This window comes from Geodermatophilus amargosae, from assembly GCF_900116515.1.
Taxonomy (GTDB): domain Bacteria; phylum Actinomycetota; class Actinomycetes; order Mycobacteriales; family Geodermatophilaceae; genus Geodermatophilus; species Geodermatophilus amargosae.
Window position 1 is genome coordinate 189,909 of the sequence record NZ_FPBA01000006.1, and the last position, 24,017, is coordinate 213,925.

Below are 24,017 nucleotides of genomic sequence, written 5' to 3' on the forward strand. Positions count from 1 at the left end.
CTCCGGCACGGCCTGGCCCGGCTCGCCGGAGACGCCGTCTGGATCGACGACCCGAGTGACCTCCCCTTAAACCCGCCTCCGCGGCCTTCGCGGGCATGTCACAGCCACGCCTCGATCGCGTCCAACTGCGAGTGAGTCAGGCCGACGGACAGGTCCGGGGCGACCACCAGCACGTGCGGATTTGCCGCCAGCCAGTCGCCGGTGTCGTCGGCCTGCTCAGCCAGGTCGTCGTCGATCCACACGATCCGCCGGTCCGGCTCCGCGGCGGTGACCTCCTGGGCGACGGCCAGCTTCCACCAGCCTGACGCGCCGTCGAGTGACCCCAGGAAGCCGGTCGGCGCGCTGTCGGCACGGGCGTGGGTCTTGAGCCCACGCGGCAGGCCCATCGGCCCGGCCAGCAGCCGGTCGGCGTCGGTGGTCCAGGTGGTCAGCCACTGGATCTCCACCCGGCCCGACTCGTGCAGCTCCCGCAGGCGGGCGGTGATGGTCGGGTCCCAAGACAGCCGGAAGCCGTTGAACGTGCCCTGCTGCCAGCCCTCCGGCAACTGCCGGCGCGGTGCGTTCAGCACCCCATCGACGTCGAGCAACAGGATCGGACGGTCATCGGTCGAGGCCATGGTCGATCCTCCGCGTGCGACGGACGTGCGGTCGAGACGTCCCTACCCCGGGTCCAAGGAGCCATCGTCAGGGGAGGAGCGCCTCCGGGGACCCGCTCCCAGTGACGTCGAGCACGGGTTCTTGAGCGGCAGGCCCCCGGCTTGACCCCAGCGGGTGATGGGGGCCTGGGTTCCGTCGGTCCTGCCCGGTACCAATCCCGAGGACTCCGATCCGATCGAGTTCCGTTGGTCCGTTGATGTTCTGACAGGCGGGTGCTTCCCGCGGCAGGGGAGAGATGTTCCGGGAACCGCTGCGCCGGGAACCGCTGCGCCGGGATCCGCTGGTCGTGGGCTGGGCCGTGGTCCTGCTGCTGGCCGGCTTCGTCGCGCTGAGCAACAACACCGAGTGGAGCGGCCACCTCGAGGCCGAGCGCGTCGCCGGCTTCCTCAAGGACCTCGCCGAGGCCTTCCTCTGGTCGTTCTTCCTCCTGCTGCTGCTCGCCTGGGTGCGTGCGAAGGGCTGGTTCGGCGACCCCGGCGCCCCGGCGCCCCGGCACGCCAAACCCGAACGGCCGGCGTCCTCCTTGCCGTGGACCGACCGCTGGCTCCGCGACTCCCGCGAGCAGGCTGCTCGGACCCGGACGGTCGACGACGGTGAGCCGGAGCTCGTCGCATGCCGGCACGGCGTTCCTGTCGGCCCCGCGGCCGAGGGGCAGATGCCGGTCCTGCGTGCCCTGTCGGTCAGCCACACGATCGTCCGGCCCGGCTCGTCGGTCCTCGTCACCTGGTGCTTCGAGCACGCGCGTGACGTCCTCGTCGACGGCCACGGCGGCCACCCGCGATGCGGCGAGGCCCTCGTCCGCATCGACAGCAGCCGCCGCGTCGACGTCACCGGCCGCAACCGCTTCACGACGACGCCCGCGGCCACCCCCGTCATCGCCGCTGTAGCCGTTCCGCAGCTCGACCTCCCGAGCGTCGCGGCGCCGCCGCTGGTATCGCTGCGCGCCGACGTCGCCGCCACCGTCGGGGCGCCGTCGCCGGTCACCCAGCGGCTCGACGCCTTCTGGGCCACCCAGGACGCCCTCCGCCCGCAACTCGAGGTGTCGCCGCGCTTCGTCGGCGTCCCCGAGTCCCTCGTCCAGAGCCTGCGCCGCGCCGAACCGAAGGATCACCAGTGAGCAACCCCACGTCCCGCCGGTCCGTCCGCGCAGCCCTCGCGGAGCAGCTGCTCACCGTGGCCGGCGCCAATCGCGAGGTGCTGCGCGACGCGCCCAAGGAGCGCGGCAAGCAGGTCGCGATGGGTGCGGTGCTCGTCTCCACCGCCGGGCTCGCCGCGGTCTCGGCGAGCTACGCCCTCCACTTGGCGCTGCACCTGCCGTGGCCGTTCGCCGTCGTCGGCGGCCTCGCCTGGGGGCTGGTGATCCTCAACCTCGACCGCTGGCTCGTCGTCTCCACACCGCGGTTGAAGAGCAAGACCGGCACGATAGGTATGGCGCTGCCCCGAGTGCTGCTCGCCGTCCTCATCGGCGCTGTTGTCTCCACGCCGCTCACCCTCGCCGTCTTCAGCGCCGAGATCGGCACCGAGGTCCAGAAGATGGCCGCCGAGGAGGAGGACGCCTTCACGCAACAGCTCGCCGAGGACAGCCGCTACGCCGAGCTGCCGGCCATGCGCGAGGAGATCGCGACCCTTCAGGCCGACATCGCCGACGGCGTGACGCCGGCTGATGTCGACGCGGACCCCGCCGGCTCATCGCGTTGGGCGAGGAGAAGGTAGAGGAGCGTGTCCGGCTGCGGATGCAGACCGAGTACGAGGAGGCCGAGGTGCTCGCGAAGTCGGCGCTCGCGGCCGCCGAGGCACGCGCTGCGCGGACGCTGGAGGCGGAGTCGCGGGCGACGGGGATGGTCCTCGAGGCTCAGCTCGAGGTGACCCGCCAGGGTGTCGAGCGGTGGCGGGACCAGCAGCTCACCCCAGCGGGCACGAGAGGCGACAATGGCATCGGCGCGAGCTTCGTCAAGCAGCCTCGTCCCGGGCCGCGACCCGACCCATGGCCGGTCGGGACCCAGAACTGAGGAGGACCCGGTGGCCCTGACCGAGCGGACGCTGTGGGCGCTGGCCGTGGCCGAGTACCCCGTCGTCGACGCACACGACTACGACGCCGTCCACCGCACCTTCGGTCCGGCGTTCGGGCCGTGGCTGCCGGTCGCCGTCCGCCACGGAAGCGGCGCGGTGACGGTGCTCGCCGTCGGCGGCAACACGGATCCGGTCCGGGCCCTCACCGCAGTGGTGGGCGAGTGGGCGCGCTGTCCCGAGGCCCCGACCGCCGGCGATGTCGCCCGAGAGGCCCCGCAGGGACTCCTCCTGCGGCACGGTCTTGCCCGGCTCGCCGGCGAGGTCGTGGGGATCGACATCCCCGGGGACCTGCCGCTGCGCTGACGGCGCGTGTCTCGCCCGGCTCTCGGTCCGTGCGCACGAGTCACAGCCGTCCCGCGCTCACCCGCACGAGGCGTCAGACCGTGGTCTTCCGAGTCGCGGTGAGGCAGCATCCCGAGCCGGTCCGCCACCGTTCCGGATCGAGCGGCCACGTGCCGCGCGGTGCGGCGACCTGCCGTCCCGCAGCTGGGAACACCAGGGGAGAAGAACACCATGACTGTCGTCCTCGCCAAGGGTGGGAACGTCTCGCTATCCAAGGAGGCCCCCGGCCTTAAGGCCATCAACGTCGGTCTCGGTTGGGACGTCAACACGTTCTCCAACTTCGAGTACGACCTCGACGCCTCGGCGATCATGCTCGACGCCAGCGGCAAGGTGACGCCGGACGACTCCGGCTTCGTCTTCTACAACAACCTGCGCAGCCCCGACGGGTCGGTCCTCCACACCGGTGACAACCTGACCGGTGAGGGCGACGGGGACGACGAGATGATCCAGGTCGACCTGACCGCCGTCCCGCAGTTCGTCCAGAAGATCGTCTTCCCGGTGTCCATCCACGACGCCGACAACCGCCGGCAGAACTTCGGCGGCGTCCGCAACGCCTTCATCCGCGTCGTCGACCAGGTCACCGATCGCGAGATCACCCGCTACGACCTCACCGAGGACGCCTCCATGGAGACGGCGATGGTCTTCGGTGAGCTCTACCGGCACAACGGCGACTGGAAGTTCCGCGCCGTCGGCCAGGGCTACGCCTCCGGTCTGCGCGGCATCGCCCAGGACTTCGGCGTCAACGTCGCCTGACCAAGCCGTCAGCGGTCCGGTCCGGCGTCCTCGAGCGCGGGCCGGACCGCTTGCTGTGCCCTCACCTCACAGAACAGACAGGTCATGATCGACTACACCCGTCCGCCCAAGCAAAAGCCCGGTGGGGTTTCCCTCGGCAAGGTCACGCTGACCAAGGCGGCTCCGTCCGTCTCGCTGTCCAAGGCGCAGGGCGCCCGCGGGCAGATGCGCGTCAACCTCAACTGGACGCAGCGGCCCGGTCGCGGCTTCCTCGGCAAGCGCGAGGCCGTCGACCTCGACCTCGGCTGCCTGTGGGAGACGACCGACGGCGACAAGGGCGTCGTCCAGGCTCTCGGCAACTCCTTCGGTGACCTCGACTGGCCGCCCTACGCCCTCCTCGACGGCGACGACCGGTCCGGCGCCAACAGCGGGGGCGAGAACCTGATCGTCAACCTCGACCACCTCGACGAGATCAGGCGGGTCCTCGTCTTCGCCTACATCTACGACGGCGCTCCGAACTGGGCCGCCGCGGATGGCGTCGTGACCCTGCACCTGGTGGACGGCGGCGAGATCACGGTCAAGCTGGACGACCACGCTCAGGACACCCGCTTCTGTGCCATCGCCATGCTGACGAACCAGCGAGGCCAGCTGCACGTCCAGCGCGAGATCCGCTACCTGCACGGCGACCAGGAGGACCTCGACCGTGCCTACGGCTGGGGTCTGCGCTGGAAGGCAGCGCGCAAGTAGTCCGCTCTCAGATCCCACTCCCGACCGCCCTCGCTGCGGTCACCTGAAAGGCATCCGTTGATCCGCTACTTCGGTTTCTCCGTCTTACTGACGGTCGCCGCACTCGTCACCGCCGTCGTCTTCGGCGGGCCGGCCGCGCTGCTCGCCGTGGCCGTCCTCGGCGTCCTCGAGGTGTGCCTGTCCTTCGACAACGCCGTCGTCAACGCCAAGGTCCTCCGGAACATGAGCCCGCTGTGGCGGAAGCTGTTCCTCTACGTCGGCATCTTCATCGCCGTGTTCGGCATGCGGTTGCTGCTGCCGATCGTGCTCGTCGCGGTGACGGCTCAGCTGTCGATCCCCGAGGTGTGGAACCTGGCGCTCACCGACCAGGAGACCTACGCCCGCAACGTCGAGGCCTCCGCCGAGGCGATCTACACCTTCGGCGGCATCTTCCTCTTGATGATCTTCCTCAACTTCGCGTTCGACGAGGAGCGGGAGATCCACTGGCTGGCGTGGCTGGAGCGCCCGCTCGCGAAGGCCGGGAAGCTGCCGTACCTCGCCATCGTCATCGCGCTGGCCGTCATCTACACCGGCTCGCAGATGGCCGACGACGACAAGTACGCGACCGTGCTGGTCTCCGGGCTCGCCGGTCTCTTCACCTACCTGCTCATCGGCGGGCTCAACGAGCTGATGGAGTCCGACGACGACGAGGACGAGGACTCGCTGCCGTCGGCCACCGGCACCGCCACCAAGGCGGTCGCCGGCGCAGGCGCGGCGGCGTTCCTCTACCTCGAGGTGCTCGACGCGTCGTTCTCCTTCGACGGCGTCATCGGCGCGTTCGCCATCAGCAGCGACATCCTGATCATCGCCCTGGGCCTCGGCATCGGCGCCTTCTGGGTGCGGTCGCTGACGATCTTCATGGTCGACCGCGGCACGCTCGAGCAGTACCGCTTCCTCGAGCACGGCGCGATGTGGGCCATCGGCGTGCTCGCCGCGATCATGATCCTGGAGCTGCGGTTCCACATCAGCGAGTACGTCACCGGCCTGACCGGCCTGCTGTTCATCGTCGCGGCGGTGATCGCCAGCGTCGTAGCGCAGAGGCGGGAGGAGACCCACGAGGTCCCCGCGGTCTCCGACGAGGACCCGCAGACCGAGCGGGAGACCGTCTCCGTCTGACGCCCCCTCGCCCGACCCGGTGCCCCGGCCGCCCGCGCGGCCGCGGCACCGGCGTCTCAGCCGACGAGGACGACCAGGTCGGCGTAGTCGTCCACCTCCAGGCACGCCGCGCCGGCGGCCAGCGTCCGCCCGTCCGCGGACAGCGCCGGCGGGGTCGCGCTACCGAACTCGCACAGCGGGACGTCGGCCACGACCGCGCCGGTCGCCAGGTCCACCGTGGCCACGCCCGCACCGCCGCCGGGCCACGAGTGGGACAGGTACACGTGGCTCCCTGCTGGCTCGGGGACGAGACCGTGGGCCGTGCCGGCCAGGACCGTGCTCGCCTGCACGGCGCCGTCCCGCACGGTCACCAGCCGCGCCGAGCCGGTCTCCCACCCGCCGTCGAGCACGGAGGCCAGGACGGCCCCGTCCGGCAGCACCGCGACCGCGAAGCCGATGCCCAGGTCCCGCTCGAGCACGTTGACCGGCTCGCCGACCGGCTGCAGGTCCTCGTCGTACCGGACCACGAGGACCTCCTCCCCGCCGCCCGCGGCGTCCCGGTCGACCGTCACCAGCGCGACCAGCCCGCCGTCCGGGTGCAGGGCGATCTGCACCTCGACCGCCTGACCGGGATCGTCCGCCCCCAGCGGCGCGCTCGCCTCGATCTCCCCGGTGGCGACGTCGACCTGCGCCAGGCGGCTGATGAACCGCCCGTCGACGGACCACTGCAGGACGCCGTGCAGCGTCTCGCCGTCGGGGGAGAGGACGGCGCTGAAGGTGTCCGGAGTGTCCAGCTCGGGATCGGCCCCGACGGGCACGACCTCCGGCTCGTCGGCACCGGGCTCGAGCACCGCGAGGACGACGTCCTGGCCGTAGGGGTCCTCGCGCCGGCGCGGGTCACCGGGCTGGATCAGGACGACGCCGGTCGACACCACCGTGCCATCGGGCGCGACGTGCACGTCGTCGGCCACGGCAATAGGCCCGCCCTCGGTGGCGGTGCCCGCCGTGAGGCCGCCGCCGTCGCCGGGGACGAGCTCGAGCAGCACGCTGGAGTGCTCGAGCGGGTCCTCGCTGGTCAGCAGGACGACGAACCCGCCGTCAGGGGTCGCCGCGACGTCCCGGGCCTCGAGCCCGTGCCCTAGTTCGGCGTCGGCGTCCACCCGCCCGACCTCCTGGGTGAGCGGGCCGGCCGCCGTCGGCACCACCCGCCCGGCGACGGTGGACGAGCAGCCGGCCAGCAGGACGGCGGAGCTGAGCAGGACGGCGGTGCCGGTGCGCACGGTGGACCCCTCGGGACGGGGCTCGCGGCGGGTCAGCCGACGAGGAAGGCGAGTTCGGCGGTGTCGTCGTCGCCGTGGCAGGCGGCGGTGGCGGCCAGCGTCCGGCCGTCGGTGGCGAGGGCGAGCGGGTCGGGGGAGCCGTCGGTGCAGGTGGGGACGTCGGCGACGGTCTCGCCGGTGGCCAGGTCGACCGTGGCGACGCCGGTGCCGGCTCGGGGGCGCCCGTGGGCCAGGTAGACGTGCTGCCCGCCCGGCTCGACGACGAGGTCGACGCCCGTGCCGGGCAGGACCGTGGTCGCCTGCACCGCGCCGTCCCGGACGGTCACCAGCCGCGGCTCGCCGGTGTTCCACTCGCCGGCCACGACGGAGACGACGACGGCGCCGTCGGATAGCACTGCAAGCGCGTAGCCGGTGCTCTCCTCCTCGTCGACCACCTCGACCGGGTCGCCGAGCGGCTGCAGGTCGGCGTCGTACTGGACGAGGACGGCGCCGTCGACGTCGCCCTCGGCGTCCCGGTCGGTGGTGACGAGCGCGGCCAGGCCGCCGTCGGGGCGCAGCGCCACGTCGTACGCGACGGCCGAACCCGGCGACTCGACGCCCAGCGGCGCGCTCGCGGTGACCTCACCCGTGGCGACGTCGACGGCGGCCAGCCGGTTGACGGTGTCGCCGTCGACGGACCAGCGCAGGCTCGCGTACAGCGTGGCGCCGTCGGGGGAGAGGACGCCGGTGCCGAGGTTCGGGGTGCCCAGCTCGGCGTCGGCGGCGATGCGGCGGAGGTCCGGCTCGTCGCTGCCCGGCTCGAGGACGAACAGGGCGAGGTCCTGCTCGCGGCCCCCGCCGCTGGTGTCCGCGGGGACGACGGGCGCGAGGGTGACCACGGTGCCGTCGGGGGCGACATGCACCTCGCCGAGGTCGACGGCGGGCGGGCCCTCGATGACCTCGCCGACGGCCAGGCCGCCGTCCTCTTGGTTGAATTCAACGAGGACGCTCCGGTGGTTGCTGGCGACGTCGCCGGTGAGCAGGACGACGAAGCCGCCGTCGGGGGCGGCGGCGACGTCGGAGATGCGGACGTGGCCGTCGACCTCCGCGTCGACCTCGACCTGCGCGAGGAGCTCGGTGAGCGGCCCGGCGGCGGCCGGGCCGGCGTGCTCGGCGGTCCCGACGACGGAGGACGAGCAGCCGGCCGCGAGGACGGCGGTACCGAGCAGCGCGGCGGCGCCGATCCGGGGCGAGCGCATGAGTGCGGACTCCTGGGTGCGGTGGTTGGTGCTCGCACCCTGTTCGGGGTCCCTTGCGGCGTCCTTGCGTCTCGCTAACGCGGGTGACCTCGACCGCGCGGCGACGCCGTTCCGGTACGCGAGCGCGTCAGGGTGGGAGACATGCTCTCTGACTCGTCGAGCACTGTGCGCATCGGCACGTGGAACCTGGGTCTGCAGGCGGCCGCGCCCACGGCGGATTGGCAAGCCAAGGCAAGGTGGCTGGACGCGCGCAGTTCGCGTCTCTGGCTGCTCACCGAGGCACATCAGAGCTGGGATCCACGAGATGGTCATTTGACCGTCTCGCCACCACGGAAGCTGGACCCAGAACACGGACGGTGGGCTGCGATCGAGACGACGCTCGACACCGGTGAGCCGCCGGCACAGCGCAATGCGGGCCACGCGGCCGAGGAGGGCCTGGCTCTGGCACGCGTCAGGATCGCCGGCCGGGACGTTCTGGTTGCCTGTTCCGTCCTTCCATACGACGGCATCGACGCCTACTGGGATGGGCTCCCGACCGACGCGGTCGAACAGTTCGCCTACGTGCTCGACCACCACGTCCTGCGCATCAGGATGGAGCGGCGGACGGGGGAGCCACTGATCTGGGGCGGCGACTTCAACCAACCCCTGGTGCCTCCGTTCTCCGGCGGGTCCAGGGACTGCGGCGCCGCTCTGTGCTCAGCGCTCAGGAAGCTCGGCCTCACGTCCCTGACCCAAGGCTTGGCTCACCGGAACGGGCAGATGTATTCGGTTGATCACCTGGCCATCAGCGGTGAGTTCCTAGCTGAGCATGTGGAGATGCACCGGCCAGTACGAGGCGACGACAGCAGCATGAGTAGTCACGCCGCCTACACCGCCGACCTCGTCCTGCCCCGGACCTGAGGGAGGTCGCTCGCCGCGTCGGACAGCACCATGAGAGGTGCATCGAGGTCGGGCCGTCAGCCCTCGGTAATGCGTGGCGGGCCCTCGAGGTCGACATGGATCACTGGCCGAGGCGCTCCAGGGCTTGGGCGAAGCGGGGGAGCTCCCGGTCGAGGACCCGGTCCAGCAGTTCGCGCTTGCCGTCCCGCTCGAAGTAGTCACGGACGGCTTGCCGGGCGATGTCGTCCTGTACGGACCGGCTCTCCAGTTCGGCACTGCGGCGCAGGGCCTCGCTTACGTCGCCACGAGGCGGCTCTTGTCCAGCTGAGCAAGGTGGACGGGGCATCAGTCGAGGTCCTCGATCGGCCTCCGAGCGAGGTACTCGGCGAGTGCATCCAGGTCATCGGCTTCGATGTCCGAGGCGAGGATGGTTGCGTCACGCGCCGCGAGCTGCCGGCGGCGTTCGCGTTGGAGTGCCTGAGTGACCATCGCGGCGCGAGACGCCGCTTGGCCGCCAGAGACAAGCTGATCGACGAACGCCACGAGCTCGTAAGGTAGGCGGACCGCGATCCGAGTGCTCACCGGTCACATGATCCCCAGTCGGGATGCACGGGGGACTTGAGCAGTCAGCGATGGCGGACGAACCGGTGCCGCCCTTTTGGCGCAGCAAACAGCTGATGACGCTGCCAAGGTGCATATATGCCGGTGACGATGACCATCCTCGACGTTCCGGACGAGACCCGCGACGAGCTCGCCGCACGCGCCGCCCGAGCCGGTCAGTCGCTGCAGGAGTACGTGCGCGCCCAGCTGATCGAGCTGGCCCGGCGTCCGAGCCGCATCGACTTCTGGGACCGGGTTGAGCACCGGGTCCGGTCCACCGAAAGCAGTCTCGCGGCGCAGGAGATCCTGGACCTCCGCAAGGAGGACCGCGGTGATCGTGGTCGTCGGTACCTCGACCGCAGGCTCGCCGGCGCATCCGGACCGCGGTGCTGGTCTCCGGACTCCTTGACCGAACGACGAGGGCCGCCCTGCCGGCGGCTATCGGCCATGGCAGGACGGCCCCGTCAGGAGTGCGTCAAAAGGTGACGAGATCGATTTCGTCGGCCTCGTCCCCGGCGCTCCCGAGATGAAGGCGATGACGTCCTCGGTGTCGATTTGGTAGGCGAAGCCGGTGCCGGCGCAGGCGCCGTTCATCACGAACGAGTTGACCGCCGTCGCCGTGTCGCCGATGAGGATCGGACCGCCGGAGTTGCCGAAGCAGGTGCCGCCGCGGCCGCCGCCCGGGTTGGTCGTCAGCTTCACGCTGTAGCCGCCGGCGTTGGTGCCGTTGAGCCCGATGATGAATCTCTCGGCGGCAGCCGCTCCCGGTAGGCGACCTGCTTGGTTGAGCTGCCGCCGCTCTCCTGCACGCCGTAGCCCGAGATCATCGCTGTGGCCGAGTTGCCCGGGTGCGCCCTCGTAGCTGTCGAGCGAGCCGGCGGTGGCCGGTGAGACGTAGTCGGTGATCCCGGGGTAGACGGCGGTGACCGGCTGGTCAAGGACCACGGGCGCCGACGTCGCGCATCTCCGGGATGTTGCCCAAACCCTCGTAGTCGTGCGGTTAGAGCTCGTACGACGTCACGCCACCCGATGTCGCCTGCTGCTCGTCCTGCTCGGAGCACACCGCGCCGTCTCGGCCTCGGTGCCCTGGTCGTCCAGGGTCACGCAGTGCCGCCGTCAGGAAGACGTTGTTGGTGAGGCAGTGTCGGAGCAGCGGTGGGACGCCGTGCCGTCCGGGTTGCAGAAGATGACCAAGCCCACGTGGTCGTGCTCTGGTCGTTCGGCAGGATTGCCGTCGAGGCGTGCAGAGTTGCAGCCATGGCAATCGGGGACGTCGCTGGCTGGTTTGCTGCGCTTGGGGCTCTTGCCGCCCTGTACTTCGCCGGCCGGCAATTGCAGTTGCTCCGTGAGCAGCAACGAGACGAGCGCGAGGTTGAGAAGAGCGGCGTCGCGGTTATGTGGCGGGTCCTCGATGCGCCGACGACCAGCGACGCAGACGGGACCGTCGCTGCTACGTACGAGTTCACTGCCTACAACCCCGGAAAGTTTCCGGTTCGCGAGGTTGAGGTGCGGGTGGATCTGCCGATCGAGGTCCGCCGAGAACATTTCGACAGGTCCCTAGAGGGCCCAACGAGGACGCTGCTGATTGATACCCCGGTGATCGCTGGCGCCCGACACCGCACTTGGAGAAGGAGGCTCCGCGTCCCGTTCGCCGACAGATCAAAGCTGCGCGACCTTCAGGTAGCGATCACCTTTTTGGACCTGGCAGGAGCCAGTCACACGAATCGGTGGGGTCGCGGCACCGGCGGTAGCAGCAGTCGTAGTAGTTGACCGGACGTTCCGTCCAGGCTGCGACGGAGCGCGCACGCAGGTCTTGTCACCTGGCGGTGGCCGAACCCTCCAGGTCACCCCAGGCTCTTTGAGCGCTCAGTCCAGCTTTCGACATGTCCCGACGCGAGCCGGACCATGCCGTTCGGTGGCGTGGGACGGGTGTGACGACGGCGTCCCGTCCCGCACCGCGGCTGCCGATGGCTCAGGGGAGCGGCGGACGAACCACGACCCCCGGCGCTCGGGGAGTGCAACGCACATGGCTGGACGACGACGACTCCAGGACCGTCTCGCGGTCCTCGGTGGCGCGCGGCCCGACCTGCTCGAGGCAGCGCCCGGGGCGCGCCCGCGGTTCGCCGCGCTCGGCGGCGTGCTGCTCAGCACCGGCGGTCTCGCAGTCGCCTCGGCGGCGTTCGCGTTGCACATGGCCCTCGGCGTCTGGTGGCCGTTCGCGCTGGTGCTCGGCCTCGGCTGGGGCGCCGTCGTGGTCAACCTCGACCGGATGCTGCTCGTCGGCATGGCGCACGACGCCTCGCTCAAGCGCAATCTCGCGCTGGCGGTGCCACGCGTGGGCTTGGCGCTGATCCTGGGCGTCGTCGTCGCCACGCCCCTGACGCTGCAGGTGTTCCATAAGGAGATCGACGCCGAGATCACCGTCATGCAGGCCGAGGCCGCGGACGCGTACCGGCAGTCGCTGGAGTCTGACGCGCGCTTCGCCGGCCTCGCCGACCTGCAGGAGCGGGTGACGCAGGGGCAGGACGTCGTCGCCACCGGCGGGCAGAGCGACCCGGCACTGGTCGCCGTGCAGGCCGACGTCACCGCCAAGCAGTCCGCCTACGACGCCGCCCTGGTCACCCAGCGTGACCTCGAGGCGCGCGCCCAGTGCGAGCTCGACGGCACCTGCGGCACAGGCGACCCCGGTACCGGCGACGCCTACGTGCAGGCCCGCGCGGCCGCCGACGCGCAGGCCAGGATCGTCGCCTCGGCACGGGCTGCCCTCGACGACGCGCAGGGGACGGCGTCCGACGCCGAGTCGCGCAGTGCCGACCTCGCCGCCGCGTCGCTGACCACCGACCAGGCCGAGCTGGCCCGGCTGACCGCCGAGCTCGACCGGCTGCAGGCCGCGTTCGACGCCACCAACGAGGGTTCCGGCGGCATCCTGCTGCGGCTGGAGGCGCTCGACCGGCTCAGCGACAGCAACGCCACGCTCGCCGTCGCGAAGTTCATGCTGTCGCTGCTGTTCATGTGCGTGGAGATCCTGCCGGTGCTCATGAAGGTGCTGCTCAACTTCGGTCCGCCGACCGCCTACGACAAGCTCGCGGCGCTGCGCGACAGCGGCGACGTCGACATCGAGGAGCTGCAGCAGCAGTCGCGGCGCACCGTGGCCGAGGCCAAGGAGGAGCTGCTGGTCATGGCCGAGCAGGAGCGCCTCGACCGGCAGAAGGCCGTCATCCGTGCCCGCCACCTCGCCGCGCTGGCGCAGGCCCAGGTCGAGGCCGAGGAGGCCTCCCGCCCGGTGCCGCAGCCGGCTCCTGCCCCGGTCGACGAGCCCGCCCGCCAGCTCTGGGACACCGGCCCCATCCGCCTTGCCCGCTCCGCTGCGCGCACCATCCGCCCCTCCCGCCGGCCGGGCACCCGGGCCACGACGACGGTCTGACGTCGGTCAGGACGGGTCGTCGTCGAGCGCGCACAGCGTCCGGCGTCGACGCGACACTGAGCGGGTGCTGGAGCTCGATCACGTGCTGTGCATGGTCGACTCGTACGACGCCTGGGCGGAGCGGCTCCCGGCGGCCGGCTAGGATCTGGACGCCGGTACGGCCACCTGGCCAGGGCACCCGGAACCGCCGGCTCGTGCTGGCCGGCACTACCTGGAGCTGGCCTGGATCGAGGATCGCGCCGAGGCCCGCGCCAACCCGCTGAGACTCGACCGCCGGGCCGACTGGGCCACCACGGGTGCCAGTCCGTTCGGGATCGGGCTGCGCGGGCGGCTCGCCCCGGAGGAGGAGCCGGCCTTCTGGCTGTATGCCGACCTCGGCTTCCTGATCTGGGTGCACCGCGACGACGAACACCGCCCCGGCCGGCCCCTGGTCTTCGTGCTCGACCTCCCGCCCCGCCGACCCGCGGTGGCGACCGGGCCGGCCGGCGCGCTGCAGTGCGTGCACCACGTCGGTCCCGCCGCTGCGGACGTTCCCCGCTACGCCGGTCCGCGCGTCGTGCACCGCCCGGGCCGGCACCGGCTGGAGCTGGTGGTCGACGCCGGCCGCCCCGTCGAGGTGAGTGACCTGCTGGCCATCCACATCCCCGACGTCTGACGCCGGCCTGGCTCACTCGAGCAGCTCGTCGTCGGGGGTGGCCGGCGACGGGGCGAGCTCGTCCCACTCGTCAGCCGGCATGCCCAGGGCCCGGCGGACCCGTCCCCGGGACACTAGCAGGTGGGCGGCCTGGCGCAGCACCTGGTCCTCCGAGGCGTCGTCGCCATCGATCACGTCGTCCAGCGCCCGCCGGACCCCCAGCGTCAACCAGCGGTGCGCCTCGCGCAGATCGCCGTGCACCTCGTAGTCCTCGCCCAGGAGCAGGTAGACGTCGACGTCGGACGGGCGCTCCCGACGCAACTGCCCGGCCAGCTCACGCGCGGCGTCCACGTCCCCCACCTCGAGCAGGGCGTGGTGCAGGAAACAGCGCACGTCGGGGTCGACCGGCTCACCCGTCGCGACGGCCCGGCGGAGCACCCGCAGTGCCTCCTGCACGTCACCGACCCGGCTGAGCTGGCTTCCGGCGAACACCAGCAGTTCGGCGGCGTTGACCTCGTCGCCGGGCCGCGTGCCCTCGGCGGCCCACGCCTCCAGCTGCCGCGCCACGGCGCGGCTCTGCTCCGGCGTCTGGCCGGGGGAGTACGTCGCGTCGAGGTCGTCCTGCGTGCGCGGCCTCCGCATGGCCCGAATCTACGGCCCGGATATGACGCGGGGTTCTTGACGATGTGCGCTCACGGGGCATTTCCGGTTGGGGAATGCGCCGTGAGCGCACATCGTCCGGCGGCGGCGGTGAGGCGGGAGCTCAGCCGCGATCCCAGGCGGTGGTCGGCTGTAACACCGCCTCGGTCAGCGCCTCCGTGCGGAAGTGCGTGACCTGCTGGTACTCCTGGTCGGCGACCATGCGGCTGAACGCCTCCCGCGAGGGATAGCGCACGAGCAGCACCGCGTCCCAGTCCTGGCCCGGCTCGGCCACGAGCGGGGTGCCGCCCTCCCCGGCGTAGAGCACCTCGCCGCCGTAGCGGGGAAGGAACGTCTCGCGCAGGGCCTGGGCGTAGCGCGCGTAGGACTCGCGCCCGCCCTCGGCGAAGCGGAGCAGGTTGAGCATCACCACCGGCCCGCCCGGGTCCTCCTGGAGGTAGCGCTTGAGGTCTGCACCGCGGGGATCGATCGCCATCCCGCGACACTAACGAGAGGTCATGGCCGACCCGGCTGGCCAGAAGTCTGGCTAGAATAACCCCGTGACGACCATCCCGCTCAGCGAGGCCAAGGACAAGCTGTCGGCGTTGGTCGAGGCGGCCGAGAAGACCCACGAGATCGTCACGATCACCCGCCACGGACGGGAGGCCGCCGTCCTGATGGCGAAGGAGGACCTCGACTCGCTGCACGAGACCCTGTTCTGGCTCTCGCAGCCCAGCGTCCGCCGGGACGTCGACGAGGCCCGCGCGGAGGCTGAGCGCGGTGAGACCACCTCCGGAGAGGACCTGAGAGCCGAGTTCGGCCTCGACGGTTGACCGCGCCGTTCGAGGTCCGGATCTCCTCGTCGGCACGGCGCCAACTCGGACGCCTGCCCGCCAAGGTGGCGGCGGCCGTCGTCGAGTTCCTCACGACAGTCCTGCCCGTGAACCCGCTCCGCCTCAGCAAGCCGCTGACCGGGGACCTCGCTGGGCTGCGTAGTGCGCGGCGAGGTGACTACCGGGTCCTCCTCGAGGTCGACGAGGACCGCCGGCGGATCCTCGTGGTGCGCATCGCCCACCGGTCCGACGTCTACCGACCTCCGCCGCCGACCGGCGCGGGGTGACGCCGGGTCCCCGACCGCACGCCTCAGCCGCTCCGCGGGCGGGCCGCAGGAAGTCGGTCAGATCCCCTCGCCGTATTGCGGGCAGTAGGCCGCTACGGCGGCGCCGACGATGGTCCCTGCCTGGGTCGCCGTCGCCTCTCCCGACTGGAGGACCATCACGCCTGCGTCGGCCAGGTCGCCCTGACCGGTGGAGATGTAGGCGCAGACCAGCCGCCCGACCTCGATGACGGCCTGCTCGTCGGTCCCGGGCGTGATGAGGCCGGCGTCGGACAGGGTGCCGAGGTAGCGGGCGTCCGCCTCGGGGTTGACGTCCATGACCTGCTCACCGGGCCGTGGCAGCGTCCTGGTCGCCGTCGAGGTGGTGGCGGAGGAGGACTCCGTGGGCAGGGAGTCGTGGGGAGCGCTCGTGCTGGTCGCCGCGGCCGTCGGCGGGGGCGCGGCAACGGGGTCGTCGCGCCCCAGCACGACGAGCGTCACGGCGACCGCGGCCGCGAACAGGGCCATCGCCAGCGCAGTCACGACGACGGCTGTCCGCCTGGTCAACATCCCGGGGTCCCGTCCGTCGTCGCCACCGTCGCCGTACTCAGTCGAGTGAGTGCTGCGGACACAGGGCGACGATCGCGGCGCTGGTGACCTCGGAGGACTGCCTCGAGGTCATCCCGGAGGAGACCCCGATGCTGACGATGCGCGCCCGGGTCTGGTCGCTGTTGCCGTAAGTGTCGAGGTAGTCGCAGGTGACGTCACCGATCTCGACGAGGGTCGCGTCGTCCACGGTGCGGAACGCCGGGTCGGTACTCCGGAGGAGTCGCAGGTACTCCTCGTAGTCCGAGGTGCCCGGTGCAGCCGCCTGCTCGGCCTGGGACCGGGCTGCCTCCGCCTCCCCCGCCCTGGTCGACGCCGCAGCGGCAGCCGCCTCCGCCTCGGTGGCCTCGACGGCGAGATTGTCGACGCCGCGTTGTGCATCCCGCAGGTCGGTGTCCTGCTGCTCGTCCTCCGCGCGCTCGGCTGCAGCCAGGTCGGCAGCAGTGGAGCGCGAGTCGATCAGGAGAGCAGTGAGGACGCCGACGCTCGTCAGCAGGACGGCGGCCGCGATGGCGAGCGCGATGACGAGGCCGTTGCGCCGGGACCGAGGCGCCGGCTGAAGGGGTCCGGACGGCGTGCCGTCGCCGTCGGCCTGCCACGGGCCGGGGTCGACCAGGAGCGGTACGGGCGCTCCGGGGAGAGGCTGGGACATGGGTGTCCTCCATTCGGGGACGCAGCGGGGCTGTCGGGGCCCCGGCTGTGGCGGAGTCGTGACGTGCGGCTCCGGCCGACGCTCGTCGTCGGCGGGGGAGCCAGTGAGGTCAGGAGCCGTACTCGGGGCAGAGGATCTGGGTCGCTGCTGTGACCAGGAGGATCGCGTCGTCGATGGCGTAGGTCGCGACGGCCCGGTCGAACGCGTCGGTGAGATCGGGCGGCGTACCGGCCGTCGAGTCGAGGTAGCTGCACACGTCGCGTCCCCGCTGCAGCAGTTGGGCGTCGGTGGCGCTGGTCATGGTCTCGGTGGCACGCAGGGCGTCGACGAACGTCTGCTCGTCCGCGGCAGCGGCCTCGGCGTCCGCCTGCTCACGAGCGGCGGTGGCCTCCTCTGCGGCGCTCTGAGCAGCCTCAGCCGCAGCGATGCGGCCCTCGGCGGCAGCTGCGTCGGCCTCGGCGTCGCTGATCCGCTCCTCCAGCCGACCCCGCTCGTCCTGGACGGCCTGTAGCTCTTCGGCCTGTTGGCGGTCCTCGGCTGCTTCCGCCGCGGTGAGCGCGTCCGCGTCCGCCCGAGCAGTGACCACCAGCGCGGTGAGGACACCGGCGGCGGCTAGCAACAGGACGACGGCGACCGACAGGGCGAGGACGAGACGGTTGCGCCGCCGAGGCTGCTGGGACGAGATGTCCACGGGTGCCGGGACCGACTCCCAGGCGGCCGGCAGAACCGCGGTCCCGGTCCGTTCGCCATGAGGCGCGGCCTCCCCGGACCCCAGGGGTCCCGCCGGCGCTCCATTCCCGTCCGCCAGGGGCTGCGGAGGCGAGGGAGGTGGGGTCTGTATCGGGGACTCCGAGGTGGGCTGGGACATCGCTGCCCTTCCGGACGGGGCGCGGCGGCACCGCGGCGTGATCTGTCGCGAGGGTCGGCAGCGCGTCCGCGCACACGAGGACAGCTGGGCGACGTGTCGACCGGTGCGTCGTCCCTTCCTGTTCTCGTCGGACCCCGTGTCGCGCCGGTGACCCGGCGCGGGCAGCAGTGTGTCAGCGGGCGAGGACGAGAACGGGCCGGTACCGGTCTCGAACGGGTCACGTCTCGTCACCTCTGACCCGCCAGAGATCAGCGGGTCGTGCGAGCCGTGCGTCAGTGCCCGATCAGCCGCTCGAGCGCTGCGGTGAAGGAGGCGTTCCACAGGCCGAGGTGCGGCCAGCGCTCGGCGACGTGCGCCGTCGCCGCCTCGACCGACATCCCCTGCTCGCGCACGAGCCAGCCGCGTAGCACCAGCCCGGTCCGTGACGCCCCGCCGTGGCAGTGCACGAGCACCCGGTGGCCCTCGGCGTGCAGCGCGGCGAGGTCGTCGAGGACGTCGGCGAGCATCACGTCGAGGTCGACGTTGTGCTCGTTGTCGGCGATGTAGGCCATCCGGTGGTTCGTGTGCGGGAACGGCTCGCCCAGCCGGCACAGCGAAATGACGGCGAAGTCCTCGTCGGAGCACCGCGCGCCGTCGAGGTTGCCCGCCCAGATCCCCGGCAGGACCTCGACCGGGCCGATCCGCGGGATGACGCCGGGGTCGTACGACGGCACCGGCTTGCCGTCCAGCGCCGCCGCGAGCTGCTGCAGGTCGGCCAGCCGCCACACGCGGTCGCCATGACCGGGGATCCGCCCGTGCACCGCCGACGACCACCGCATCGGGATGCCGCCCATCCCGTACACCGCCCCGGCCAGCCCGCCGGCCACGCAGGCCACCGTGTCCGTGTCGCCGCCGAGGTCGATCACCAGCCGCAGCACCTCGGCGAAGTCGCGCCCGTGCCGCAGCGCCCACAGCGCCTGGCCGAGCGTCGGCCACACCGCGCCGTTGGATTCGGTTGCCATCGACGGCTCCCAGTCGGGAGCCAGCACGGTCGCCCACCGGTCCCGGTGCTCCTCGGCCACCAGCGCCAAGGCATCGGGGACGGCGGCCAGCGGGTCGCCGCCGTCGAGCGCTACCCGCATCAGCTCGTGGAAGACGGCGCAGCCCTCACCGGCCGACGGGTCGCCGTGCGTGAGCATCGAGATCCGCCGGGCGGCGTCCACCGTGGCGTCGGTACCGAAGCGGGAGAACCAGATCGCCGCCGGCGTCGTCCGCATCAGCGAGCCGTTACCCGCCGCGTGCCCCGACCGCGCGAAGTGCTCCGGGGCAGCGCGATCCCACGGCAGGCGCGACGACAGCACCGCCCGCGTCTGGTTGCCGATGTCCGGCGGCCCGGCCTCCGCCCAGGTGACGAAGCGCGCGAACAGGTCCGGTTCGGACAGCCCGCCTCGCGACACCAGCGACTGCGCCACCAGCAGCGCCATCTGAGTGTCGTCGGTGAACTCGCCCGGCTCCCACCCCAGCGACCCGCCGCCGCACATCTCGGTGGCCGACCCGCGGGCAGGGGAGGGGAAGCGGGCGGAGAACGCCCCGGGCGGGCCGAACTCGAACGGCGCACCCAGCGCGTCACCCACCGCCGAGCCGACGAGGGCACCCGCCACCCGGTGGGAGCGGTGCAGTCCTGCAGTCACGCGCACAGTCTCCGTGACGCGGTCCGGCGCGGAAGACGCCGATCACGGTCGCCGCATGAGACCGTCCCGTCTCGATGTACCGCACAGACGGATCCCTGGTCCTGAGCCCCACCGACCTGACCCGCCACCAGGCCTGCCCGCACGTGACGACGCTCGACCTCGCCGTCGCCGACGGCCGGCTCAAGCCACTCGCCGAGGGCCCGACCGACCACGCCGCGCTCATCGCCGACCTCGGCACCGAGCACGAGATGCGCTACCTCGACGCGCTCGAGGCCGAGGGCCGGACCGTCGTCCGCATCCCGGCGCGGTTCGACGCAGCCGGCCGCCGCGAGGCAGAGGCGTTGACGCTGCAGGCCATGCGCGACGGCGTCGACGTCATCTCGCAGGCGCAGTTCTTCGACGGCGTGTGGGGTGGCGCGGCCGACTTCCTGCTCAAGGTGGCGACGCCGTCGAACCTCGGCGACTGGTCCTACGAGGTCGCCGACGCCAAGCTCGCCCGCCGCGTCAAGGTGCCCGCGCTGCTGCAGATGGCCACCTACGCCGAGCGCCTCGCCGTCCTCCAGGGCCGCCGGCCCGACCGCATCTGCGTGGTCACCGGCGACGGCGTCACCAACCCGTGGCGGCTGGTCGACGTCGCCGCCTACGCCCGCCGCGCCCGCCGGAACCTGACCGCCTTCGTCGCCGACCCGCCGGCCACCGAGCCGGTCCCGACGTCGTACTGCAACCAGTGCACCTGGAAGCCCCGCTGCGACGCCGAGCTGCTGGCCGCCGACGACCTGAGCCTCGTCGCCGGCATGCGCCGCGACACCCGCGACGCCCTGCGCGCTGCCGGCATCACCACGCTCGAGCAGCTGGCCGAGGCCGCACCCGAGACGCTCAAGGCCGCCCGCATCGGCGCGGCCACCCGCACCCGGCTGCAGGAGCAGGCGCGCCAGCAGCTCGACGAGCGCCGCACCGGCGTCCCGAGCCGCACGCTGCTCGCGCCGGTCGAGAACATCGGCCTGCTCCGCCTCCCCGAGCCGAGCGACGGCGACCTCTACCTCGACTTCGAGGGCGATCCTCACTCCGCCGACGGCGCGGGCCTGGAGTACCTCGCCGGCATCGGCGACCGCGACGGCGACTTCACCGCCCTGTGGGCGCACGACCCCGCCGCCGAGAAGCAGATGGTCGCCGATCTGGTCGACCTGATCGTCGATGCCTGGCGCGCCGACCCCGGCATGCACGTCTACCACTACGCCGCCTACGAGGTCAGCGCGCTCAAGCGGCTCACCGGCCGGTACGGCGTCCGCGAGGCCGAGCTCGACCAGCTGCTGCGCGCCGAGCGGTTCGTCGACCTCTATCCCGTCGTCCGGCAGTCGATGCGCATCAGCAAGGGCTCGTACTCGATCAAGAAGGTCGAGGCCTTCTACGGCCGGCAGCACACCGGCGACGTCGCCGACGCGATGGGCAGCGTCATCGCCTACGAGCAGTGGCTGGCCGACCGGGATCCCGCCCGCTTGAAGGCGATCGAGGACTACAACAAGGACGACGTCGACTCGACCCGCGAGCTGCACGACTGGCTCGAGACCCAGCGCGAGGAGATGGAGAGACAGTTCGGCGGCCAGCCGCGGCCCCTGCTGTCCGAGACCACCGGCCCGGTGGAGCGCTCGGAGGCCGAGGTCGAGGAGCTCGCGCTGGTCGAGCGGCTGCAGGCGGCCGGGCACGACCTGCTCGGCAACCTCGTGCAGTGGCACCGCCGCGAGGCCCGCCCCGGCTGGTGGGAGTTCTTCAGTCGGCAGTCGCTGGACACGGAGGCACTCGTCGAGGACGGCGCCGCGCTCGGCCGGCTGACCGCGCCGGTCGAGGTCGGCCAGGAGAAGCGCTCGAAGCTCTACGAGTACCGGTTCCCGCCGCAGGACACGAAGTTCTCGGTCGGCGCCACGGCGGTCGACGTCGACCAGCGGGGCAGCGTGGGCACCGTCGTCGTGCTCGACGCCGTCGCGGGACGGGTCGTCGTCAAGACGGCGAAGGCGGCCGCCACCCCGCGCGGGCTCGGGCCGAGCGGTCCGCTGGACGACAAGGGCATGCGCGCGGCGATCGCGGCGACCGCCGACGACGTCCTCGCCGGCCGGGACTGCCTCGGCCAGGCGCTGATCGAGCGCCGGGTGCCCGCGGACTGCCGGAGGCTGCCGGGGGAGGAGGCCGGCGACGCCGTCGTCCGGCTCGGGCTGCGGCTCGACGGCGAGGTGCTCGCCGTGCAGGGCCCGCCCGGCAGCGGCAAGACACGCGCCGCCTCGCACCTGATCCGTGCGCTGCTCGACGCCGGCAAGAAGGTCGGCGTCACAGCGACCTCGCACGCCGTCATCGGCAACGTGCTGTCCGCCGTGGGCCGGCCGGCGCTGCAGAAGTGCGACGAGAAGCAGGCCTGCGGGGCGCCGGGCGTGGAGTGGTCGAAGGACGGCAAGGAGGTCGCCTCCCGGTTGCTCGACGGCGACGTGTCGCTGGTCGGCGGGACGGCGTGGTTCTGGACGCAGCCGGACCTCGCTGGGGCCGTCGACGTGCTCGTCGTCGACGAGGCGGGGCAGTTCTCGCTGGCCAACGCGGTCGCCGTGGCGCGTTCCGCTCGGTCCCTGGTGCTGCTCGGCGACCCGCAGCAGCTCGCTCAGCCGACCCAGGGCGTTCACCCCGGCGACTCGGGGCTCTCGGCGCTGGAGCACCTGCTCGAGGGCCACCCGACCGTGCCCGAGGGGCGCGGGGTCTTCCTCGACACGACCTACCGGATGCACCCGGCGCTGACCGCGTTCGTGTCCGACCTGGCGTACGAGGGCCGGCTGGAGTCGGCCGCGCTGCGGGAGCGGATCACCGTGCGGCCGGGCGGTCTGGTGTCCGGCTCGGGGCTCGCGGTGCGGGAGGTCCGGCACACGGTGCTGTCGTCGGCGTCGTCCGCCGAGGAGGCGGCCGAGGTCGCAGCGGTGTGGGAGTCGCTGCAGGGCGTCGGCTGGGTGGACCCCGAGGGTGCAGAGCGGCCGATCGGTCCCGACGACGTGCTCGTGGTCGCGCCGTACAACAACCAGGTGGCGCTGATCCGCTCGCTGCTGCCCGACGGCGCGCGGGTGGGCACGGTCGACCGGTTCCAGGGCCAGGAGGCACCGGTGGTCGTCTACTCGACGACGTCGACGTCGACCGAGGAGGCGCCGCGCGGGGTGTCGTTCCTGTACGACCTCAACCGGCTCAACGTGGCGGTGTCGCGGGCCAAGGCGCTGGCGGTGGTGGTGATGAGCCCGCTGCTGCTCGACGCCGCGGTGCGGACACCGGAACAGCTGCGCCAGGTCAACGCGATGTGCCGGCTGGCCGAGATGGCCGGTGTCTGACACCGGGGAGCTCGCGGCGCTGGTAGGGGTTGCGCCCGACGTGCTGGTGCGGGCGCTGGGTGACGCGTGGACCGAGGTGGCCGGGCCGGTGCACGAGCGGTGGTTCGTGAGCGGCCGGCCGGCGCAGGTGGCGGTCGGCTGGGACGGTTTCGGCTTCACGCTGGCCCGTCCCGAGCCGCGGTGGTCTGGGCCTGCGGAGCTGGTGTGGGAGTTCGTGGCCGACCGCCGCTTCTCGTCCGACGACGTGCTGTACGAGCGGGCGGGCCTGGCCGAGGCGGCCGAGGAGGTCGCCCGCAAGCGCCGGCGCAGCTTCCGCTGGTGCCCGGTGTGCCGGCAGGTCAACGCTCGGGAGCACGTGCACGACAACACCGGACTGTGCATGCCGTGCGTCGAGCGGTACCTCGGCATCCAGCACTGACCTCCGGTCAGTCGCCTTGCTGCGAGACCGCGTCGTACACGGCGACGGGCAGGGGTACCTCGTAATAGCGGCGCTGCTTCGCCTTCTCCAGGAGTTGCCGCAGCCGTTCGCCGCCGAGGCGCAGCAGGCGGAAGTGCGCCGGGTCGCCCTGGCGCACGTTCTCGACGATGTAGACCCAGAAGTGATCCGGGTCGTCCTTGGCCGCCTCGTACTGGCGGGGCTCGAGCCAGAGCGTCTCGCCGCGTGACGTCGTGCCGTACGCCTTCACCTCGACGACGCGGTCGCCGCTGACCAAGTCGGCCACGGCGCCCTGATAGCGGGTGTCGCGGGCCATCCGACCCGCTGTGGCCTCCTGCGCCATGACGAAGCTGATCGCTGCGTCCTCGACCTGCTTCGGTGACCTCAACTCGGATGTCGTCACGCCGCGCTCCCCGTAGGTCGTCGTCACAGGACAGTCGACGTGTACCCACGCCCGTTGCGCTCTCGCAGCCTTCGGTGCGCGGCTCGGCAGCCGCCCAACCTCAGGCGACGGGCGCCAGCAATGGTTCCGGGGTGGTGATCTCGGTGCCGTCAGGTCGGTAGGTGTGCCATCGGCCGTCAGGTTGTCGTTCGATCCTGAAGCCGTGGTGGACCTTGGTGTGGTGCCGTTCGCACAGCAGGGCTGAGTTCTCCAGCGACGTCTCACCGCCGTCGATCCAGTGCACCAGGTGGTGGACGTCGCACCAGTGCGTGGGTGCTGCGCAGCCGGTGAACACGCAGCCGCCGTCGCGGAGTTCGGCCGCGCGGCGGAGGTGCCGGCCGGCCAGCCGCTGCTCGCGGCCCAGGTCGAGCGGGGCGCCGCCGGGGCCGAAGACCACGCGGGAGACGGCGCCGTCGCAGGCCAGCCAGCGGGCGCGGGCGGCGGAGATGACCGCACCGAAGCCCATCCGCCCGGCACCCGGGCCGGTGCCGGGGTCGGCCAGGTCCTGCAGCTTCACCACC

At 72.1% G+C, this 24,017-nt stretch carries 30 protein-coding genes; 16 read left to right on the top strand and 14 right to left on the bottom strand.

Going from position 1 to position 24,017, the window contains the following annotated elements:
• Window positions 1-98 precede the first annotated feature (98 nt).
• Window positions 99-617 carry an HAD domain-containing protein gene (locus BM414_RS11280; RefSeq protein WP_093579527.1) on the bottom strand — a complete coding sequence of 173 codons (519 nt, stop codon included), beginning with the start codon at window positions 615-617 and terminating at the stop codon, window positions 99-101.
• A 275-nt stretch (window positions 618-892) separates the two neighbouring features.
• Here BM414_RS11280 and BM414_RS29345 point away from each other — a divergent pair, with 275 nt between their 5' ends.
• The 7 genes from BM414_RS29345 to BM414_RS11310 all read left to right on the top strand — a co-directional run bounded on the left by BM414_RS29345 (window position 893) and on the right by BM414_RS11310 (window position 5,703).
• On the top strand, window positions 893-1,774 hold the full coding sequence (locus tag BM414_RS29345) for a hypothetical protein (RefSeq protein WP_175551551.1): 882 nt from the start codon (window positions 893-895) through the stop codon (window positions 1,772-1,774).
• Complete coding sequence (locus BM414_RS29350; RefSeq protein WP_175551552.1) at window positions 1,771-2,370, top strand: DUF4407 domain-containing protein; 600 nt, start codon at window positions 1,771-1,773, stop codon at window positions 2,368-2,370. Before BM414_RS29345 ends, BM414_RS29350 begins: the two co-directional genes overlap by 4 nt.
• Window positions 2,371-2,390: 20 nt before the next feature.
• The gene (locus BM414_RS11290; protein ID WP_093579528.1) at window positions 2,391-2,666 is read left to right on the top strand and encodes a hypothetical protein; all 276 of its coding nucleotides are present in this window, start codon (window positions 2,391-2,393) and stop codon (window positions 2,664-2,666) included.
• A gap of 10 nt (window positions 2,667-2,676) precedes the next feature.
• Window positions 2,677-3,030 (top strand): hypothetical protein, encoded by a 354-nt coding sequence (locus BM414_RS11295; RefSeq protein ID WP_093579529.1) that lies wholly within the window; start codon window positions 2,677-2,679, stop codon window positions 3,028-3,030.
• Between the two features lie 210 nt (window positions 3,031-3,240).
• Complete coding sequence (locus BM414_RS11300; RefSeq protein ID WP_093579530.1) at window positions 3,241-3,822, top strand: TerD family protein; 582 nt, start codon at window positions 3,241-3,243, stop codon at window positions 3,820-3,822.
• Window positions 3,823-3,906: 84 nt separating this feature from the next.
• Complete coding sequence (locus BM414_RS11305; RefSeq protein ID WP_093579531.1) at window positions 3,907-4,548, top strand: TerD family protein; 642 nt, start codon at window positions 3,907-3,909, stop codon at window positions 4,546-4,548.
• A gap of 57 nt (window positions 4,549-4,605) precedes the next feature.
• The gene (locus BM414_RS11310; RefSeq protein WP_217644670.1) at window positions 4,606-5,703 is read left to right on the top strand and encodes a DUF475 domain-containing protein; all 1,098 of its coding nucleotides are present in this window, start codon (window positions 4,606-4,608) and stop codon (window positions 5,701-5,703) included.
• A 56-nt stretch (window positions 5,704-5,759) separates the two neighbouring features.
• Here BM414_RS11310 and BM414_RS11315 read toward each other — a convergent pair whose 3' ends face one another.
• Together BM414_RS11315 and BM414_RS11320 are read right to left on the bottom strand one after the other, a co-directional pair.
• On the bottom strand, window positions 5,760-6,962 hold the full coding sequence (locus BM414_RS11315; RefSeq protein WP_093579532.1) for a YncE family protein: 1,203 nt from the start codon (window positions 6,960-6,962) through the stop codon (window positions 5,760-5,762).
• 32 nt (window positions 6,963-6,994) lie between these two features.
• Window positions 6,995-8,200 (bottom strand): hypothetical protein, encoded by a 1,206-nt coding sequence (locus tag BM414_RS11320; RefSeq protein ID WP_093579533.1) that lies wholly within the window; start codon window positions 8,198-8,200, stop codon window positions 6,995-6,997.
• A 141-nt stretch (window positions 8,201-8,341) separates the two neighbouring features.
• Between BM414_RS11320 and BM414_RS11325 the strand changes: the two genes are divergently transcribed.
• Entirely contained in the window at window positions 8,342-9,100 is a 759-nt protein-coding gene (locus tag BM414_RS11325) for a hypothetical protein (RefSeq protein ID WP_093579534.1), read from the top strand.
• Window positions 9,101-9,200: 100 nt separating this feature from the next.
• Here the strand turns inward: BM414_RS11325 and BM414_RS11330 are convergent, their stop codons facing one another.
• Entirely contained in the window at window positions 9,201-9,425 is a 225-nt protein-coding gene (locus tag BM414_RS11330; protein ID WP_093579535.1) for a hypothetical protein, read from the bottom strand.
• Complete coding sequence (locus BM414_RS11335) at window positions 9,425-9,661, bottom strand: YlcI/YnfO family protein (RefSeq protein ID WP_093579536.1); 237 nt, start codon at window positions 9,659-9,661, stop codon at window positions 9,425-9,427. The genes BM414_RS11330 and BM414_RS11335 overlap by 1 nt, the downstream gene beginning before the upstream one ends.
• A 129-nt stretch (window positions 9,662-9,790) precedes the next feature.
• On the opposite strand from BM414_RS11335, the gene BM414_RS30200 reads away from it, so the two are divergent.
• The gene (locus tag BM414_RS30200) at window positions 9,791-10,165 is read left to right on the top strand and encodes a FitA-like ribbon-helix-helix domain-containing protein (RefSeq protein WP_217644671.1); all 375 of its coding nucleotides are present in this window, start codon (window positions 9,791-9,793) and stop codon (window positions 10,163-10,165) included.
• Here the strand turns inward: BM414_RS30200 and BM414_RS28385 are convergent.
• Window positions 10,118-10,624: a hypothetical protein gene (locus BM414_RS28385; RefSeq protein WP_139245806.1), complete on the bottom strand. Its 507-nt coding sequence runs from the start codon at window positions 10,622-10,624 to the stop codon at window positions 10,118-10,120. The genes BM414_RS30200 and BM414_RS28385 overlap by 48 nt on opposite strands.
• Before the next feature lie 255 nt (window positions 10,625-10,879).
• On the opposite strand from BM414_RS28385, the gene BM414_RS11345 reads away from it, so the two are divergent.
• From BM414_RS11345 to BM414_RS11355, 3 genes are all read left to right on the top strand, one after another.
• Window positions 10,880-11,449: a hypothetical protein gene (locus tag BM414_RS11345; RefSeq protein ID WP_093579538.1), complete on the top strand. Its 570-nt coding sequence runs from the start codon at window positions 10,880-10,882 to the stop codon at window positions 11,447-11,449.
• Between the two features lie 256 nt (window positions 11,450-11,705).
• The gene (locus BM414_RS11350; RefSeq protein WP_093579539.1) at window positions 11,706-13,103 is read left to right on the top strand and encodes a DUF4407 domain-containing protein; all 1,398 of its coding nucleotides are present in this window, start codon (window positions 11,706-11,708) and stop codon (window positions 13,101-13,103) included.
• Between the two features lie 391 nt (window positions 13,104-13,494).
• Window positions 13,495-13,758, top strand: a complete 264-nt coding sequence (locus tag BM414_RS11355) for a hypothetical protein (protein ID WP_093579540.1) — start codon at window positions 13,495-13,497, stop codon at window positions 13,756-13,758.
• A 12-nt stretch (window positions 13,759-13,770) separates the two neighbouring features.
• Here the strand turns inward: BM414_RS11355 and BM414_RS11360 are convergent, their stop codons facing one another.
• Together BM414_RS11360 and BM414_RS11365 are read right to left on the bottom strand one after the other, a co-directional pair.
• Complete coding sequence (locus tag BM414_RS11360; protein WP_093579541.1) at window positions 13,771-14,379, bottom strand: tetratricopeptide repeat protein; 609 nt, start codon at window positions 14,377-14,379, stop codon at window positions 13,771-13,773.
• Window positions 14,380-14,500: 121 nt separating this feature from the next.
• Window positions 14,501-14,872 (bottom strand): DUF1330 domain-containing protein, encoded by a 372-nt coding sequence (locus tag BM414_RS11365; protein WP_093579542.1) that lies wholly within the window; start codon window positions 14,870-14,872, stop codon window positions 14,501-14,503.
• Window positions 14,873-14,936: 64 nt separating this feature from the next.
• On the opposite strand from BM414_RS11365, the gene BM414_RS11370 reads away from it, so the two are divergent.
• Window positions 14,937-15,209 (top strand): type II toxin-antitoxin system Phd/YefM family antitoxin, encoded by a 273-nt coding sequence (locus tag BM414_RS11370; RefSeq protein WP_093579543.1) that lies wholly within the window; start codon window positions 14,937-14,939, stop codon window positions 15,207-15,209.
• Window positions 15,206-15,496: a type II toxin-antitoxin system RelE family toxin gene (locus BM414_RS11375; protein ID WP_093579544.1), complete on the top strand. Its 291-nt coding sequence runs from the start codon at window positions 15,206-15,208 to the stop codon at window positions 15,494-15,496. The genes BM414_RS11370 and BM414_RS11375 overlap by 4 nt, the downstream gene beginning before the upstream one ends.
• Before the next feature lie 57 nt (window positions 15,497-15,553).
• Here BM414_RS11375 and BM414_RS11380 read toward each other — a convergent pair whose 3' ends face one another.
• The 4 genes from BM414_RS11380 to BM414_RS11395 all read right to left on the bottom strand — a co-directional run bounded on the left by BM414_RS11380 (window position 15,554) and on the right by BM414_RS11395 (window position 19,268).
• Window positions 15,554-16,015: a DUF732 domain-containing protein gene (locus BM414_RS11380; protein ID WP_175551553.1), complete on the bottom strand. Its 462-nt coding sequence runs from the start codon at window positions 16,013-16,015 to the stop codon at window positions 15,554-15,556.
• 64 nt (window positions 16,016-16,079) lie between these two features.
• Entirely contained in the window at window positions 16,080-16,730 is a 651-nt protein-coding gene (locus tag BM414_RS11385; RefSeq protein ID WP_093579546.1) for a DUF732 domain-containing protein, read from the bottom strand.
• A gap of 109 nt (window positions 16,731-16,839) precedes the next feature.
• Window positions 16,840-17,421, bottom strand: coding sequence for a DUF732 domain-containing protein (locus tag BM414_RS11390; RefSeq protein WP_093579547.1), 582 nt, complete (start codon window positions 17,419-17,421; stop codon window positions 16,840-16,842).
• A 449-nt stretch (window positions 17,422-17,870) separates the two neighbouring features.
• Window positions 17,871-19,268 (bottom strand): ADP-ribosylglycohydrolase family protein, encoded by a 1,398-nt coding sequence (locus BM414_RS11395; protein ID WP_093579582.1) that lies wholly within the window; start codon window positions 19,266-19,268, stop codon window positions 17,871-17,873.
• 74 nt (window positions 19,269-19,342) lie between these two features.
• On the opposite strand from BM414_RS11395, the gene BM414_RS11400 reads away from it, so the two are divergent.
• Window positions 19,343-22,618, top strand: a complete 3,276-nt coding sequence (locus BM414_RS11400) for a TM0106 family RecB-like putative nuclease (RefSeq protein WP_093579548.1) — start codon at window positions 19,343-19,345, stop codon at window positions 22,616-22,618.
• Window positions 22,611-23,036 (top strand): hypothetical protein, encoded by a 426-nt coding sequence (locus tag BM414_RS11405; RefSeq protein WP_139245808.1) that lies wholly within the window; start codon window positions 22,611-22,613, stop codon window positions 23,034-23,036. Before BM414_RS11400 ends, BM414_RS11405 begins: the two co-directional genes overlap by 8 nt.
• Before the next feature lie 7 nt (window positions 23,037-23,043).
• On the opposite strand, the gene BM414_RS11410 is transcribed toward BM414_RS11405, so the two are convergent.
• Window positions 23,044-23,457 (bottom strand): protein NO VEIN domain-containing protein, encoded by a 414-nt coding sequence (locus tag BM414_RS11410; protein WP_139245810.1) that lies wholly within the window; start codon window positions 23,455-23,457, stop codon window positions 23,044-23,046.
• A 100-nt stretch (window positions 23,458-23,557) separates the two neighbouring features.
• On the bottom strand, window positions 23,558-24,017 hold a 460-nt coding region (locus BM414_RS11415; RefSeq protein WP_139245812.1), incomplete at its 5' end, for an HNH endonuclease signature motif containing protein.

What these genes read in the sequence shown, in the direction of transcription:
- BM414_RS11305 (WP_093579531.1), top strand. Translation starts at nt 3,907, where the DNA reads ATGATCGACTACACCCGTCCGCCCAAGCAAAAGCCCGGTGGGGTTTCC.
- BM414_RS11300 (WP_093579530.1), top strand. Translation starts at nt 3,241, where the DNA reads ATGACTGTCGTCCTCGCCAAGGGTGGGAACGTCTCGCTATCCAAGGAG.
- BM414_RS11290 (WP_093579528.1), top strand. Translation starts at nt 2,391, where the DNA reads ATGCAGACCGAGTACGAGGAGGCCGAGGTGCTCGCGAAGTCGGCGCTC.
- BM414_RS11280 (WP_093579527.1), bottom strand. Translation starts at nt 617, where the DNA reads ATGGCCTCGACCGATGACCGTCCGATCCTGTTGCTCGACGTCGATGGG.
- BM414_RS11365 (WP_093579542.1), bottom strand. Translation starts at nt 14,872, where the DNA reads ATGGCGATCGATCCCCGCGGTGCAGACCTCAAGCGCTACCTCCAGGAG.
- BM414_RS11330 (WP_093579535.1), bottom strand. Translation starts at nt 9,425, where the DNA reads ATGCCCCGTCCACCTTGCTCAGCTGGACAAGAGCCGCCTCGTGGCGAC.
- BM414_RS11360 (WP_093579541.1), bottom strand. Translation starts at nt 14,379, where the DNA reads ATGCGGAGGCCGCGCACGCAGGACGACCTCGACGCGACGTACTCCCCC.
- BM414_RS11385 (WP_093579546.1), bottom strand. Translation starts at nt 16,730, where the DNA reads ATGTCCCAGCCTCTCCCCGGAGCGCCCGTACCGCTCCTGGTCGACCCC.
- BM414_RS11325 (WP_093579534.1), top strand. Translation starts at nt 8,342, where the DNA reads ATGCTCTCTGACTCGTCGAGCACTGTGCGCATCGGCACGTGGAACCTG.
- BM414_RS11320 (WP_093579533.1), bottom strand. Translation starts at nt 8,200, where the DNA reads ATGCGCTCGCCCCGGATCGGCGCCGCCGCGCTGCTCGGTACCGCCGTC.
- BM414_RS30200 (WP_217644671.1), top strand. Translation starts at nt 9,791, where the DNA reads ATGACCATCCTCGACGTTCCGGACGAGACCCGCGACGAGCTCGCCGCA.
- BM414_RS11350 (WP_093579539.1), top strand. Translation starts at nt 11,706, where the DNA reads ATGGCTGGACGACGACGACTCCAGGACCGTCTCGCGGTCCTCGGTGGC.
- BM414_RS29345 (WP_175551551.1), top strand. Translation starts at nt 893, where the DNA reads ATGTTCCGGGAACCGCTGCGCCGGGAACCGCTGCGCCGGGATCCGCTG.
- BM414_RS11400 (WP_093579548.1), top strand. Translation starts at nt 19,343, where the DNA reads ATGTACCGCACAGACGGATCCCTGGTCCTGAGCCCCACCGACCTGACC.